Here is a 14,932-nt window from a genome sequence, read left to right as displayed (position 1 = left end):
GGGCAAGCCCGGGATGACGGTGTGGTTCCGAAGTGCCGTCGAATGCCGTGAGGGCTCTTCAGTCAGCCCTTGCACCGCGCGAGAAACCGATCCATCCGCGCCAGCCCGTCGCGCAGCACCTCGGTCGGCACGCCGATGCCGATGCGGATGTGGTTCTCGATGCCGAACCAGCTTCCGGCGACGACGAAGACGCTCTCCTCCTCGCGCAGCTTCTGCGAGAAGACTTCGGAGGGCATGTCCAGCGGATAGCGCAGGAAGGCCATGCCGCCGGCCTGCGGGCGACGCCACGACCAGTCGTTATGCTGCGCCATCCATTGCGCCACGAGATCGGCATTGCTGCGCAGCAAATCGCGGCCGCGCGCGAGCAGGCGTCCGCGCGTTTCCGGCCGCATCACCTCTTCTGCGAGGATCTGGCTGAGGATGCCGCTGCCGATCGTGGTGTAGTCCTGCCGCTCGGCGGCTGATGCGACGACTTCGGTGGGCGCCACGATCCAGCCAAGGCGCAAGCCGGGGCAGGCGAAGGATTTCGAGAGACTGCTGGTGACCACGACCTTGGGATAGCTGCCCCACAGCGTCTCCGTCTCGGCGCCGTCGATCTCGCCGCCGCGATAGATCTCGTCCACCATCAGCCAGGCGTCGTTACGCCGGGCGGCCTCGACGAGCGCGGCGCGGCTGGCGGCTGAGAGCACGCTGCCGGTGGGGTTGGCGGGGTTGGTCACGGCGATCGCCTTGGTGCCGGCGGCGACCTTGGCCAATTGGGCGGGGTCGATCTGCCAGTCCGTGTCGCCCGACAATTCGAGCCGGCGGATGTCGAAGCCGAGCGCGCGGCCGAGCCCGTCGATCTGCATGAAGTTCGGCAGGGCGAAGACCAGCGCGTCACCGGGCTCGAACAGCGCCATCAGCGCGATCATCGTCGCCTCGGAGGAGCCGTTGGTGACGAGCACGTTCGCGGCGCTCGCGCCCGGATACCAGGAGGCGATATTGGCGCGCAGGTTCGGCCGGCCATCGGTCCAGCCATAGCCGAGCGGCTGCTTCAGCAGGTCGCGGGCGGCCTCTCCGCCCAGGATATCCTCGATCGACCAGGGATGGACGCCGCTCTCGGTCAGGTTGATCTCGACGTCGTTCTCGAAGAGCGTCTGGTTCCGCTCCATCTGGAAAATGTCGAACTTCACGCGAGCCTCCCGCCTTGCGGCCTGTCGCTTGCCGCCGGGGCGCCAAGGTGTGGCGGCCATCTGTGCAGATGTGAAAGGAGTGGGTCAAGGCAAATTTGGACAGTAAATCCAATTTGGACTGATTGTTTATGTTCGATCGTCGTCGGCTTTCTTTGCGTGCTCGTCACACGGAGTTCTCGAAGGTGAAGGGGCGGTCCGTCCGGCCGCGGATTTTCTCTTAGCCTTGCCGGGAACCGGGGCCGCCCTATATCCGTTGGCCAGCCATGTTTGAATTGCCGATGCCTACTTCGAATTTCCGCTTTCCCGGCGTCCTGAACTCCCAGGAACTGCTCGTCGCAGAAGCCGTCCAGGCCAGAGCCTGGGCCGCGATCGGACATGACAGCAGGCTCGATGCCGAGCTGGAGAGCGAAGCGCGCGACCGGCTGGGTCGCATCATCCTGCGCCTGATGTCTAGCGCGTCCGACTCCGTTTCGGATCTCACCTCGGCTGCCGTCGCCGAGTTCAAGGCGACCCGCCCGGCGATCCGCGTCGAGCTGTCGGGGCCGCAGGGCGGCTAAGCCTTCCAATTCCCAAACGAAACCCGCGGGTCATCCCGGGCGACCGAAGGGAGACCCGGGATCCATTCCGGAACGGTTCAGGCATGGATCCCGGATCTCCGCTTCGCTGCGTCCGGGATGACCCGTGCTTTGGGCTGAGATGGCTGCCAGGATGAGTGAGGTAGGCCTCACTCATTCTCAAGTTGCGTTGTTTCTGGGCCGCCCGCTCAATGCGCGGCCATGTCGAGCGGGGGCTCGACATCGTCCGTGATCGGATTGGCGAAGGGGTTCTTGGCGCGGAAGGCGGCGAACTCGTCCTTGGCCGCCTTGAGCAAAGCGGGATCGTTCAGCACGTCCGAGGCGACGCCGGCCATCGCCTTGGCCGCGAGCGCCAGGCCCTTGTGGGCGGCCGGTGCCAAGCCTTGTGCGACGAGCTGCCAGGAATGGCCGGGCGTGCCGATCGCGTAGCAGGCGGTGCGGCACTGCACGGTCGGGACGACCCAGCTCACCGTGCCGACATCGGTCGAGCCGACGGAGGTGTCGTTGCCGGCGCCGAGCGGATAGATCTCGTCGCTCAGCGCCTCGCTCTCCTTCGGCTTCAGGTCGAAGCGGCCATAGGCAGCGGCGATGTCCTGCGGGCTCAGCGTCTCCTGGAATTTCGCGGCGAAGGCATGGTCGGCCGCGTCGAAACCGGGGCCGCCCAGTGCCAGCAGATTGGCCTGCATCGCCTCTTCCAGCGGCCGGTTGCCGACGAGATTGGCGTCGCCCGAGAGCTGTTTGATCGCGACCGTGGTTTCGCTCATCAGGGCCGCGCCCTCGGCGATCTTCTTCACGCGGGCGACGAGTTCCCACATCTCACTGAGGGTCGCGGCGCGGATCAACTGGCGCGTCGTCGCGGTGGCCTGCACCACGTTGGGGGCGATGCCGCCGGCATTGATGATCGCGTAATGCACGCGCGCGGTCGATGGCATGTGCTCGCGCATGTAGTTGACGCCGATATGCATCAATTCGACCGCGTCAAGCGCCGAGCGGCCGAGATGCGGCGCGGCGGCGGCATGGGAGGCACGGCCGGAGAAGGTGAACTCGATCTCGACGCAGGCCAGCGAGAAGGCGCGGTTGACACCGTTGAACGAGGCCGGGTGCCAGCACAGCGCGATATCGACGTCGTCGAAGGCGCCGGCGCGCACCATGAAGCCCTTGGCCGAGCCGCCTTCCTCCGCCGGGCAGCCGTAATAGCGCACGCGGCCCTTGAGCCCGTTGGCGGCGAGGTAGTCCTTCACCGCGGCGGCGGCGAGGAGCGAGGCCGAGCCCAGCATGTTGTGGCCGCAGCCATGGCCGTTGCCGCCCTTCTCGACCGGGGTCTCGGTCGCATTGCCCGCCTCCTGGCTCAGGCCCGGCAGGGCGTCGAACTCGCCCATGATCGCGATGACCGGGCCGCCCTCACCGGCCTCGCCGATGACCGCGGTGGGGATGCCGGCGACGCCGGTCGTCACGCGAAAGCCCTCGCTTTCCAGCATGGCGCGGTGCTCGGCGGCCGAACGGACCTCCTGATAGTTCAGCTCCGGCATGTGCCAGATGCGGTCGGACAGCCCGAAATAGGCGGGAGCCTTGTCGTCGACCCGACGCCAGACATCCTTGCTGTTGCTCATGGAAGTTTCCTCCTGCGCGGGTCGTGTGGCCCGATTCCGTGCCGGGGGTTCTGGCATGGGGCGGCGGTGGGTCACAAGCGGGGCGCCCTCAGAGCCGCCTGTCATCCCGTGCGCGCTGCAGCGTGTAATGCTGCGGCGCAGACACGGGACCGTCCTCAGGAAAGGGCGCCTCCTCGTCGTACGGTCCCGTGTCTGCGCCGCGGCACTGCGCGCCGCAGCGCGCACGGGATGACGCTCTTCACTTACGCCTTTGGCGGTTTCCCGCGCTCAGCCATGTCGCCGTAGCGGAAACCGCCAAACGCAGCGGTGACGACACGGAAATTTGGCTCGTTCTGCCAGTGCTTCCGTGCATGATCGGTTGCACTGGGGAGTTCGAGCCAAAATCCATGACAACAGATCCGCGCCTGCCGTTTCTCGCCGAGCTGGAGAAGAAGATCCTCTGGCTGGCCTCGTGGACGATCCACAACGCCAACCACATCCGCCAGAACGAGGACGGGATGAAGGTCGGCGGGCACCAGGCCTCCTCGGCCTCGCTCGCGACGATCATGACGGCGCTCTACATGGCCGCGCTGAAGCCGCAGGACCGGGTCGCGGTGAAGCCGCATGCCTCGCCGATCTTCCACGCCATCAACTATCTGATGGGCCTGCAGACCCGCGAAAAGCTCGAGAACTTCCGCGGCTACAAGGGCGCGCAGAGTTATCCCTCGCGCACCAAGGATATCGACGATGTCGATTTCTCGACCGGCTCGGTCGGCCTCGGCGTCGCGCAGACGCTGTTTTCCTCGCTGACGCAGGATTACGTGAAGGCGCATGGCTGGGCGAAGGACAGGCCGGAAGGCCGCATGGTCTCGCTGATCGGTGATGCCGAGCTCGACGAGGGCAATATCTTCGAAGCCCTGATGGAGGGCTGGAAGCACGGCCTGCGCAACACCTGGTGGATCATCGACTATAACCGCCAGTCGCTCGACGCGGTGATCCGCGAGGGGCTCTACGACCGGTTCGAGACGATGTTCCGCAACTTCGGCTGGGATGTCGTCACGCTGAAATATGGCTCGCTGCAGCAGGCCGCCTTCAAGGAGAAGGGCGGCGAGCGGCTGAAGGCCTGGATCGATTCCTGCCCGAACCAGCTCTATTCGGCGCTGACCTTCCAGGGCGGCGCGGCCTGGCGCAAGCGCCTGATGGACGATCTCGGCGACCAGGGGCCGGTGACTAAGCTGATCGAGAAGCGTTCGGATGCCGAGCTCTCGAAGCTGATGTGCAATCTCGGCGGCCACGACCTGCCCTCGATCCTGGAAGCCTTCGAGGCGATCGACCATGACCGGCCGGTTTGTTTCCTCGCCTATACGGTCAAGGGGTTCGGGCTGCCGATCGCCGGGCACAAGGACAACCATGCCGGGCTGATGACCAAGGAGCAGCTCGACGGTTTCCGCAAGGCGAACGACATCCGCCCCGGCCATGAATGGGACCTGTTCGAGGGCCTTGGCCTGCCTGAGGGCGAGATGCGGGCCTTTCTCGACACCGTGCCGTTCTTCTCGCAGGGGCGGCGGCGCTTCTCGGCTCCGAAACTGCCGGTGCCGGACAGGCTGGAGGCTGGCATCCAGCCGTCGATGTCCACCCAGATGGGCTTCGGCAAGGTGCTGGACGATCTGGCCAAGACCGGCGGGCCGCTCGCCGATCGCATCGTGACGACCGCTCCGGACGTCACCGTCTCGACCAATCTCGGACCCTGGGTGAACCGGCGCGGTCTCTTCGCCAAGGCGTCGATGGCCGACACCTTCAAGGACGAGCGCATTCCCTCGATGCAGAAATGGGAGTTCTCGCCGAAGGGACAGCATGTCGAGCTCGGCATCGCCGAGATGAACCTGTTCATCAATCTCTCGGCGCTCGGCCTCTCGCATTCGATCTTCGGCGAGCGCCTGATCCCGATCGGCACGCTCTACGACCCCTTCATCTCGCGCGGTCTCGATGCGCTGAACTATGCCTGCTACCAGGATGCGCGCTTCATGGTCGTGGCGACGCCGTCCGGCGTGACGCTGGCGCCGGAGGGCGGGGCGCATCAGTCGATCGCGACGCCCTTGATCGGCATGAGCCAGGACGGGCTCTGCTCATTCGAGCCGGCCTTCGTCGACGAGCTCGCCGTGATGATGCGCTGGTCCTTCGACTACATGCAGCGCGACGGCGAGGGCGATCCGGACGAACGCACCTGGCTGCGCGACGAGACCGGCGGCTCGGTCTATCTGCGCCTCTCGACCCGGCAGGTCGAGCAGCCAAGCCGGGCGATGACCCCTGAGCTGGAGCGCGCCATCATCGACGGCGCCTATTGGCTCAGGAAACCGGGCCCGAATGCCTCAGTCGTGGTCGCCTATACCGGGGCGGTGGCACCTGAGGCGATCGAGGCGGTGGGGCTGCTCTCCGAGGACCGGCGTGATGTCGGCCTGCTCGCGATAACTTCGGCGGACCGGCTCAATGCCGGCTGGCAGGCGGCCGAGCGGGCGCGTCAGCGCGGCAATCACGAGGCGACGAGCCATGTCGAGCGGCTGCTCGGCGAGCTCTCCCGTGACTGCGGGATCGTCTCGGTGCTGGACGGGCATCCGGCGACGCTGGCTTGGCTCGGCAGCGTCCATGGCCACAAGCAGAAGGCGCTCGGCGTCGAGCATTTCGGCCAGACCGGTACGGTGGCGGATCTCTACCGCCACTTCGGCATCGATGCGAATGCGATCGTGCATGCGGCGAACGCCGCGGCGCCGGGGCGGCCGGTGCGTTATCTCAAGGCGTTGCCGGAGTAAGCAGGCGAAGGAGGCGCGCTTTGATGAAGTGTGTCATCCCGCACGCGCTGCGGCACGCAGTGCTGCTGCGCAGATGCGGGATCGCGCGACGAGAAGGCGCCTTTTCCTGACGACGGTCCCGTGTCTGCGCAGCAGCGTTTCACGCTGCAGCGCGCACGGGATGACAGGCGCCCTTTAAATCTCTCAGAAGCGCGGCGTCGCGAAAGTGTTCGCGAACGGGTTGGAACCCGCGCCGATGCGGCCGGGCAGGGTGCCTTCGCCGTAGAGGTCGCCCGTGCTGGCATAGACCGGCGAAGCGTAGCTGTGCTGGCTGGCATAGCGGTTCAGCGAGCCGACCGGCACGACATTACCCGCGTCGAAATAGCTGCGCTTCTGCACGGTGACGCGCAGCGGGCCACGGCGGCTTTGCGCCTCGGCGATGCTCGCCATCACGGTCGAGGCCGCGACAGCGACGGCGAGGAGGGCGGCAACGCGCTTGAACGACATCATGACGGCAATCTCCGGGAGTGGGTTGTTCCACTCGATGTAAGCATCGAAAAACCGGCGCAAAGATTAGCACCGCGTCGTTAACAACTTTGTTAGCGGGGATTGCGGGGCTTCTTCCCGCGGCGCTGGCGCGGCTCCGCTGCCGGCTTCGCCGGCTCGGCGGTCGCGGTCTTCATGCGCAGGGTCGGCATCGTGCCATCCGCGTCCAGCCAGGAGACCTTGCGCCCGGTTGCGGAAAGGCGCGGCGTGGCACAGCCCGGGTGACGTCGGAGCTCGCTGCGGGCGAAGGCGGCACGCAACTCCGGTTCGGCGCCGGCATTGGCGAGGTCGAGCCGGTCGATCAGGCAGGTCAGTTGCTTGCGGTCGCTGGGCTTGGCGCCGGCACACCACCAGCCGCTCATCGCGAAGGGCGCGTCGGGGCCGACCGTACGGAAGGCGAGACAGGCGCGGCTTTCCGCGCCGTTGCCGAGGACGATGTCGGCGGTTTCGAGCGGGCCGAAGCGGGTCTCGATCACGGCGGTCGTACTGCCGCGCTCGACGGCGAGGCTGCGGAGCGCCGCAGCGTGAACCAGTGCGACTGTGAAGGAAGAGGAACTCGCGGCGATGCCGTCTCCTGTCATCAGGCGCAGCGCGAGATGCGGGTTCGATCCAGTGAAGCCGCCGAAGCTCAGCAGATCCTCGCGCCTCGTGCCGTCCTGGCTGCGGCGTGCCTCGACGGTGGGAGCAGTCCGGCCGAGTTCGGGTGCTTCGAGGTTGAAGATCGCGATCGGGCGGGTGATCGCAACCCAGTCCGCTTCGGCATCAGCGAGGAGCGGCCTGCGCACGATAGCCGCATTCTGGGTCGTGGCAGCCGCCACGGGCGATGTCAGGCTGGCGAGTTGGGTCTGTCCTCCGCCATTCGCCGAGAGACCGGTGACGAGCGCGGCCGTCAGGCTGATGCCGCCGAGCGCGGCGCCGATGCGCCAGGCCAGCGCGCCAGGCAAGCCGAAGCCACCGCGCGGCACGAGGCGATGGCCGGTACGGCAGGCGATCCGGAAACCCGCTTCGATCCGATCGGCGCCGGTGATGAGAAGCGGGACGAGATCGACCTTCGCGGCCCATGCCCATGCCTTGCGGGACAGCGTGCCGGCGCCGAGCCGGCCGCGTCGCAGCTGCAGCAGCACGGGCCGAACCCGCGACATCAATTCGTCCGAACGCAAACGCAACCCGTCACTCCCGCACGGCGAAACAGGGGCCGCGCATTCCTCACTCAGGCGGGCAGGCTGAACCGGCGGAGTCGCCGTCGGGTTACCGAAAGGGCGCGATCGGCAGGCAGCGTGAACAGGAGGTCAACGAGCAGGGTTAACGGGCGGCCGGGATGCGACTATGAGGAGGAGATTGACTTTTCACCGCTCCCGGTGTTCTGACAGGGGCGTGGTGCAAGGTTGCGCCGCCTAGCGACGTTTTCAGCCCTTCGGGATTGGCTCTGTGACTGTCCGTCTGACGACGACGAAACTCACGACCAAAACGACGACCGGGAAAACCGGCCTGTCGCGCTGACGCTTCGCCTCGGTTCCGGGTCCATCTCCCCCCGGCGGGGAGAGATCGCCGAACCCGCCCGAAACCGGTGCGGGGCGGCCCCCAAAGGGAGACCCGTACCGCTTTATCCGCAAAGGATCACATCATGAGCTTCAAGGTCGCAGTCGTCGGAGCAACCGGCAATGTAGGCCGCGAGATGCTGGACATTCTCGCCGAGCGCGCCTTCCCCGTCGGCGAGGTCGTGGCGCTCGCCTCCTCCCGCTCGGTCGGCACCGAGGTTTCCTTCGGCGACAAGACGCTGAAGTGCCGGGCGCTGGAGCATTACGACTTCTCCGACACCGATATCTGCCTGATGTCGGCCGGCGGCGACGTCTCCAAGGTCTGGTCGCCGAAGATCGGCGCGCAGGGCTGCGTCGTCATCGACAATTCCTCGGCCTTCCGCATGCATCCGGACGTGCCGCTGATCGTGCCCGAGGTGAACGCCGCCGCCGCCGCCGGCTTCACCAAGATGAATATCATCGCCAACCCGAACTGCTCGACCGCGCAGCTCGTCGTCGCGCTGAAGCCGCTGCATGACAAGTTCGGCATCAAGCGCGTCGTCGTCTCGACCTATCAGTCGGTTTCCGGCGCGGGCAAGGAAGGCATGGACGAATTGTTCAACCAGACCCGCGCCGTGTTCTCGGCCGGCGAGGTCACCACCAAGAAGTTCCCGAAGCGCATCTCCTTCAACCTCATCCCGCAGATCGACGTCTTCATGGAGGACGGCTTTACCAAGGAAGAGTGGAAGATGATGGTCGAGACCAAGAAGATCCTCGACAAGAAGATCAAGCTGACCGCGACCTGCGTGCGCGTGCCGGTCTTCATCGGCCATTCCGAGAGCGTCAACATCGAGTGCGAGAAGCCGATCACCGCCGACGAGGCGCGCGAGGTGCTGCGCACGGCGCCGGGCATCCTCGTCATCGATAAGCACGAGCCCGGTGGCTACATCACCCCGCATGAGGCGGCCGGCGAGGACGCGACCTATATCTCGCGCATCCGCGAGGATGCGACCGTCGAGAACGGCCTCGCCTTCTGGTGCGTCTCCGACAACCTGCGCAAGGGCGCTGCCCTGAACGCGGTGCAGATCGCCGAGGTCCTCGTCAACCGCAAGCTGATCCAGCCGCGCAAGCAGGCCGCCTGAAGCAGGCTGCGTTATCCGACCCTGTCCGAAAACCGGGCAGGGGTCACCGGCAATGTCCATGCGCATGGGCGGGCGACCGTCTTTGCGTGTGGCTATGCCGGGCAAAACGGCTAAGGCTTGAGCATTCCTCGCGCGCGAACCTTAGCCTTGCCCAACGCTCCCCTTCCTGAACCGCCGGTCGTCCCTCCGCAGGAAGGCAGACCGCTGCGCATCGACAATTCCGCGCGCGGCATCGCGCTGCTGCTGCTCTCATCGATTTTCATGTGCAGCGGCGACATCGCCTCCAAATATCTCGCGACCACCTTGCCCGCGCTCCAGATCAGCTGGATGCGCTACGGCACCTTCGCCGCGATCATGCTGGTCACCATCTGCTTCACCGGCGGCTTCCGCAGGATGCGCACGAGCCGGCCGGGCCTGCAGGTGCTGCGGGCCCTGGGCGTGACGGTCTCCTCGATCCTGTTCGTGGCCGGGCTGCACGACCTGCCGATGGCGGACGCGACCGCCACCTCCTTCGTTTCGCCGCTCTTCGTGACGGCGCTGTCGATTCCGATCCTGGGCGAAATCGTCGGCTGGCGGCGCTGGCTCGCCACCATCGTCGGGCTGATCGGTGTTCTGGTCGTGGTGCGCCCCGGAGGAGACGGCTTTCACAGCGCGTCGTTCTTCGTCCTCGGCTCGTCGTTCTTCTGGGCGTTTTCGTTGATCGTCACCCGGATGATGAGCCGCACCGAGATCCCGGTGGTGACGCTGGCCTATTCCGCCACGATCGGCTTCATCCTGCTTTCGTTGATGGTGCCGTTCAGCTGGCAGGCGCTCGATCTCAAGGCAGTCCTGATCGGCATCTTCGTCGGGGGCATCTCGACGATCGGGCATATCTTCCTCATTCAGGCCTTCCGCTATGCGGATGCCTCGCTGCTGGCGCCCTTCGCCTATTCGCAGCTGCTCTGGTCCTCGATCTTCGGCTATCTGGTTTTCGCGGCGATCCCGGATATCTGGACTTATGTCGGCGCGGCGATCATCGCGGCTTCCGGCCTCTACACGGCCCATCGCGAGCGCATCCGCGCGAAACAGGTCGCTGGCTGACGATTGGTAACCAAGGATCGTGATAGGGACGCGCCTCCTTTTCGCATGCGTGGCATCGGGGTCAGGTTGCTATAGGATGACGTTGCGCCACCCGGCGCCTCCTCCCAGGAACGACCGATGTCGATCCATCTCGCACGCGCGGTTCTCGCCGCCAGCCTTTTCCTGCTGTCCGAGCTCGCAAGCGCCAAGACCTATTCCATTCCCGATCCCAATCCCGTCGCGGTCATCACGATGCCGGACGATTGGGAATCCACCGAGATCGAGAAGGGCGTCGAATCGACCTCCGATGACGAGGCCGTCTACATCTCGGTCGAAGTGACGGAATTGAAGGACGCCGCGCAGGCCATTGCCGAAGCGGTCACCTGGCTGAAGAGCAAGGGCGTCGTCGTCGATCCCGCGACGCAGGAGAAGAAGCCGTTCTCCAGCAATGGCATGGAAGGCGTTCAGGTGCAGTGGACCGGCAAGGACGAGGATGGCCCCACCCATGTCAGCCTGACCCTGCTGCAGGTCACCGAGACCAAGGGGCTCGTCGTGACCTATTGGGCCTCGCCCGAGGGCGAGAAGGAGAACCTCAAGGATCTGGCTTCGATCATCGACAGCCTGAAGGGGCTGAAATAGGGCGCCTCGTTCAGCGTGCGGCTGGCTCCGAGCCAGTCGCGCGTCCATAGCGCGCCATGAACATCGCCATGGCCGAGGCGACGACGCGCTCGATCTCCTCGTCGCTCGGGGGCGTGCGGACGGCGTTGAACAGGCGCGGGCGGGTCAGGGTCGACTGGCAGAGGTCGAGGAACTGGACGGCGGCGAGATAGGTGTCGTCGATCGCGAGCTTGCCCTCGGCGACCATGCGGTCGAGATAGCCAGCGATCAGCTTCGAGCCCAGCATCGGGCCGTTCTCGTAGAAGCCGCGACCAAGGTCCGGCATGCGTTCGGCCACGCCGATGACGACGCGATGGGCGCTGACGGCGAGGTCGCCGTTGATCATCCTGACGATGCAGCGGCCGAAGGTGGTCAGCGCGCGAACGGGATCGGAATCCTCGTTGAGGGCCTCGATCGCGCCGCGCTTCTGGGCCTCGCGCTCGCGCTGGATCAGCGCGACGAAGAGATGCTCCTTGTCCTCGAAATAGACATAGAGCGTGCCCTTCGAGACGTTTGCGGCAGCGGCGATGTCGCTCATGCTGGCGGCGTCGAAGCCGCGCGAGGTGAAGACCTGCAGGGCGCCGTCCAGGATCTGGCGACGCTTGTCGGGATCGGTGCCGGCGATCCGACGATTGCGGGCGCCCGTCTTGACCAGGCTTTCAGAGCTTTCCGACATTTCATTCCGGCCCGGTCTGCGGGCCCTGCATGGCAGCTGCGAAAAAAGAATCGAACCAGCCGGTTCGATTTGACTTGATATGCATCATGCGTCGCGCTATTTCAAGCGCAATCGAACCGGTTGGTTCGAATTGACATGCAGGACGCCCAATGTCTGCTGAAACCGCCACCGAACACCGCCGTGACCGGCTGAAGCTGGTCGATGCCAAGGCCGAGACCGCCCAGCCGGCGGCCGAGCCTGCCACCGCCCGCGAGGCGCAGGCGAAGAACGCCCCGCCCGAAGCTGCCGAGGCCAAGGCCAAATCCGGAAAGAGCCCGCTGAAGCGCGGCGCACTGCTTGTGGTGGCTGCGGCCGTCGTCGGCGCCGGGCTCTGGTACGGCATCGACTGGTGGCGCAATGGCCGCTTCATCGTCTCGACGGATGATGCCTATGTCGGCGCGGAGATGGCAACGATTTCAGCCAAGCTCTCCGCCAATATCGCCACCGTCTCGGTGCGACAGAACCAGGAGGTCAAGGCCGGGCAGCCGCTGGTCGCGCTCGACGATGGCGACTGGCGCATCGCGCTGGATAGTGCCCGTGCCAAGACCGCGACGGCGCAGGCGACGCTGGCCCGCATCGACAGCCAGGTGGAGGCTGCGCGTGCGGCCCAGTTGCAGGCGCAGGCGCAGCAGAACTCGGCCGAGGCCGCGGTGACGCGCACGGCCGCCGATTTCGAACGCGCCAACAGCCTCGCCGCCAAGTCCTATGGCTCGCAGGCGACGCTCGATGCCGCGACGGCCGGACGCGACCAGGCGATCGCTTCGCTGGCGAGTGCCAAGGCCGGCGTGGTGCAGGCGCAGGCGAACATCAAGGTTCTGGAGGCGCAGCGCATCGAGGCGGCCCGCCAGATCGACGAGCTCAAGGTCGCCGAGCAGAAGGCCGAGCGCGATCTCTCCTTCATGAAGATCGCCGCGCCGATCGACGGCATCGTTGCCAACACCAATATGCAGATCGGCGACCTTGTCGGTGCCGGCAAGCGCCTGATGTCGATCGTTCCGCTCGATCAGGTCTATGTCGACGCCAATTTCAAGGAGACGCAGGTCGGCCCCCTGAAGACCGGCGACAAGGCGAACATCACTGTCGATGCGCTGCCGGGGCAGGTCTTCCACGGCACGGTCAGCGGCATCGCCGGCGGCACGGGCTCGGTCTTCACGCTGCTGCCGCCCGACAACGCGACGGGCAACTTCACCAAGATCGTCCAGCGCGTTCCCGTGCGGATCATGCTCGACCGCGAATCGACCGCGAAGCATGTGCTGCGGCCGGGCATGTCGGTCGTGGTCTCGATCGATCCGAGGCCGGCCGCGCAGCATTGATGAAGCGGGTCATCCCGCACGCGCTGCGGCAAGCAGTGCTGCTGCGCAGATGCGGGACCGCGAGACGAGAAGCTACCGATTCCCGGCGCTTTGAGGGCGCCTCGTTCTGATGACGGTCCCGTGTCTGCGCAGCGGCATTCACATGCCGCAGCGCGCACGGGATGACCCCGAGGAAAGGTAGGCCGCCATGGCCACCGCGACCCTGAATGCGCCGGCGGGAGCGCCTCCGGCTTCGGACGCCATCCCCTTGCGCCGGATCTTCGCCTTCATGGCGATGGTCTTCGGCATGTTCATGGCGATCCTCGACATCCAGATCGTTTCGGCCTCGCTGGCGGAGATCCAGGCCGGCCTGTCCGCCTCGTCCGACGAGGTCGCATGGGTCCAGACCGCCTATCTGATCGCCGAAGTCATCATGATCCCGCTCTCCGGTTATCTCAGCCGGGCGCTGTCGACGCGCGTGTTCTTCTCGATCGCGGCAGCGGGCTTCACCATCGCCAGCGTGCTCTGCGCGCAGGCGACCTCGATCAACGAGATGATCCTGTGGCGGGCGGTGCAGGGCTTCATCGGCGGCGGCATGATCCCCGGCGTGTTTGCTGCGGCCTTCACCATTTTTCCGCCGTCGAAGCGGCCGGTGATCTCGCCGCTGATCGGCCTCGTCGCGACGCTCGCGCCGACGATCGGCCCCACCGTCGGCGGTTATCTCAGCCATGCCTTTTCCTGGCACTGGCTCTTCCTCGTCAATGTGGTGCCCGGCATCGGCGTGACCATCGCGGCCTGGACGCTGATCGATTTCGACAAGCCGGACCACAGCCTGATCAAGCGCTTCGACTGGCTGGGGCTCGCCGCCATGGCGGCCTTCCTCGGCAGCCTCGAATACGTGCTCGAGGAAGGGACGCGGCTGGACTGGTTCCAGAGCCACGAGATCCTGTTCTTCACGGTCGTCATGGTCGCCGGCGCGGTATTGTTCTTCTGGCGGGCGCTGACGCGGGACGATCCTCTGGTCGATCTCTACGCGTTCAGGAACCGCAACTTCGCCTTCGGCTCATTGTTCTCCTTCACCATGGGCATCGGTCTTTACGGGCTGACCTATCTCTACCCGGTCTATCTCGGGCGCATCAGGGGCTATGACGCGCTGATGATCGGCGAGACGATGTTCGTCACCGGCCTGTGCATGTTCTTCACAGCACCGATCGCCGGGCGCCTTTCGACCAAGCTCGACCCGCGCGTGATGATGATGGTCGGCTTCGGCGGCTTCGCGGTCGGTACCTGGTGGGCCTCCTTCATCACGTCGGACTGGGACTTCCACGAGCTCCTGGTCCCGCAGATCCTGCGCGGCTGCTCGTTGATGCTGTGCATGGTGCCGATCAACAACATCGCGCTGGGCTCGCTGCCGCCGCATCAGCTCAAGAATGCGTCGGGGCTCTACAACCTGACCCGCAATCTCGGCGGCGCCGTCGGGCTTGCGGTCATCAACACGCTGCTGAACACCCGCACCGACCTGCATATCACCCGGCTGCACGAGATGGTCGTTGCTGGGCGGCAGGTGGCAGAAGAGGCGCTCGCCAATACGGCGCAGCGATTCATCGATTATGGCGATGCCGCGCAGACCATGGCGCTGGCCCTGATCAACCAGCGCGTCCACAAGCAGGCGCTGGTCATGGCCTTCGGCGACGTCTTCCTCGGGCTGACCATGATCTTCGGGAGCCTTGTCCTGATGTCGCTGTTCCTGCGCAAGCCGCCGAAGCCCGCTGCTGGCGGCGGAGGCGGCGGTCACTAGGTCTGCCCTGCGTTTGTCGCAGTTTCTGCCGACCTCGGCCGCGCTCTCATGCGTTCACCGCGTATCGGAGAACGCGGCGCTCAC

The 14,932-nt window shown here is 65.9% G+C and carries 12 protein-coding genes; 7 read left to right on the top strand and 5 right to left on the bottom strand.

The window, feature by feature from the left end; genetic code table 11:
- Nucleotides 1-62 precede the first annotated feature (62 nt).
- Complete coding sequence (locus ACFJGT_RS19725) at nt 63-1,172, bottom strand: aminotransferase class I/II-fold pyridoxal phosphate-dependent enzyme (RefSeq protein WP_377841356.1); 1,110 nt, start codon at nt 1,170-1,172, stop codon at nt 63-65.
- Between the two features lie 278 nt (nt 1,173-1,450).
- Here ACFJGT_RS19725 and ACFJGT_RS19720 point away from each other — a divergent pair, with 278 nt between their 5' ends.
- The gene (locus tag ACFJGT_RS19720; RefSeq protein ID WP_377841354.1) at nt 1,451-1,729 is read left to right on the top strand and encodes a hypothetical protein; all 279 of its coding nucleotides are present in this window, start codon (nt 1,451-1,453) and stop codon (nt 1,727-1,729) included.
- A gap of 206 nt (nt 1,730-1,935) precedes the next feature.
- On the opposite strand, the gene ACFJGT_RS19715 is transcribed toward ACFJGT_RS19720, so the two are convergent.
- Nucleotides 1,936-3,357 (bottom strand): amidohydrolase, encoded by a 1,422-nt coding sequence (locus tag ACFJGT_RS19715; RefSeq protein ID WP_377841352.1) that lies wholly within the window; start codon nt 3,355-3,357, stop codon nt 1,936-1,938.
- Between the two features lie 386 nt (nt 3,358-3,743).
- On the opposite strand from ACFJGT_RS19715, the gene ACFJGT_RS19710 reads away from it, so the two are divergent.
- The gene (locus tag ACFJGT_RS19710; protein WP_377841350.1) at nt 3,744-6,143 is read left to right on the top strand and encodes a transketolase; all 2,400 of its coding nucleotides are present in this window, start codon (nt 3,744-3,746) and stop codon (nt 6,141-6,143) included.
- Between the two features lie 183 nt (nt 6,144-6,326).
- Here the strand turns inward: ACFJGT_RS19710 and ACFJGT_RS19705 are convergent, their stop codons facing one another.
- Both ACFJGT_RS19705 and ACFJGT_RS19700 read right to left on the bottom strand, forming a co-directional pair.
- The gene (locus ACFJGT_RS19705) at nt 6,327-6,632 is read right to left on the bottom strand and encodes a hypothetical protein (protein ID WP_377841348.1); all 306 of its coding nucleotides are present in this window, start codon (nt 6,630-6,632) and stop codon (nt 6,327-6,329) included.
- Between the two features lie 89 nt (nt 6,633-6,721).
- Nucleotides 6,722-7,810 carry a hypothetical protein gene (locus ACFJGT_RS19700; RefSeq protein ID WP_377841346.1) on the bottom strand — a complete coding sequence of 363 codons (1,089 nt, stop codon included), beginning with the start codon at nt 7,808-7,810 and terminating at the stop codon, nt 6,722-6,724.
- Nucleotides 7,811-8,292: 482 nt separating this feature from the next.
- Between ACFJGT_RS19700 and ACFJGT_RS19695 the strand changes: the two genes are divergently transcribed.
- From ACFJGT_RS19695 to ACFJGT_RS19685, 3 genes are all read left to right on the top strand, one after another.
- Entirely contained in the window at nt 8,293-9,327 is a 1,035-nt protein-coding gene (locus ACFJGT_RS19695; RefSeq protein WP_377841344.1) for an aspartate-semialdehyde dehydrogenase, read from the top strand.
- Nucleotides 9,328-9,474: 147 nt separating this feature from the next.
- On the top strand, nt 9,475-10,407 hold the full coding sequence (locus ACFJGT_RS19690; protein WP_377841340.1) for a DMT family transporter: 933 nt from the start codon (nt 9,475-9,477) through the stop codon (nt 10,405-10,407).
- Nucleotides 10,408-10,524: 117 nt separating this feature from the next.
- Nucleotides 10,525-11,025 carry a histidine kinase gene (locus tag ACFJGT_RS19685; RefSeq protein ID WP_377841337.1) on the top strand — a complete coding sequence of 167 codons (501 nt, stop codon included), beginning with the start codon at nt 10,525-10,527 and terminating at the stop codon, nt 11,023-11,025.
- Between the two features lie 10 nt (nt 11,026-11,035).
- Here ACFJGT_RS19685 and ACFJGT_RS19680 read toward each other — a convergent pair whose 3' ends face one another.
- The gene (locus tag ACFJGT_RS19680) at nt 11,036-11,719 is read right to left on the bottom strand and encodes a TetR/AcrR family transcriptional regulator (protein ID WP_377841335.1); all 684 of its coding nucleotides are present in this window, start codon (nt 11,717-11,719) and stop codon (nt 11,036-11,038) included.
- Between the two features lie 149 nt (nt 11,720-11,868).
- Here ACFJGT_RS19680 and ACFJGT_RS19675 point away from each other — a divergent pair, with 149 nt between their 5' ends.
- Both ACFJGT_RS19675 and ACFJGT_RS19670 read left to right on the top strand, forming a co-directional pair.
- On the top strand, nt 11,869-13,071 hold the full coding sequence (locus tag ACFJGT_RS19675; protein WP_377841331.1) for an HlyD family secretion protein: 1,203 nt from the start codon (nt 11,869-11,871) through the stop codon (nt 13,069-13,071).
- Nucleotides 13,072-13,258: 187 nt separating this feature from the next.
- A complete protein-coding gene (locus tag ACFJGT_RS19670) occupies nt 13,259-14,848 on the top strand; it encodes a DHA2 family efflux MFS transporter permease subunit (protein WP_377841328.1) in 1,590 nt (529 codons plus the stop codon).
- Nucleotides 14,849-14,932: the final 84 nt, after the last annotated feature.

The sequence above is a fragment of the Allobosea sp. UC22_33 genome (genome assembly GCF_042700715.1).
In the GTDB taxonomy this organism is placed as follows: Bacteria; Pseudomonadota; Alphaproteobacteria; order Rhizobiales; family Beijerinckiaceae; genus Allobosea.
This window is presented reverse-complemented; position numbering and strand designations above follow the sequence as displayed.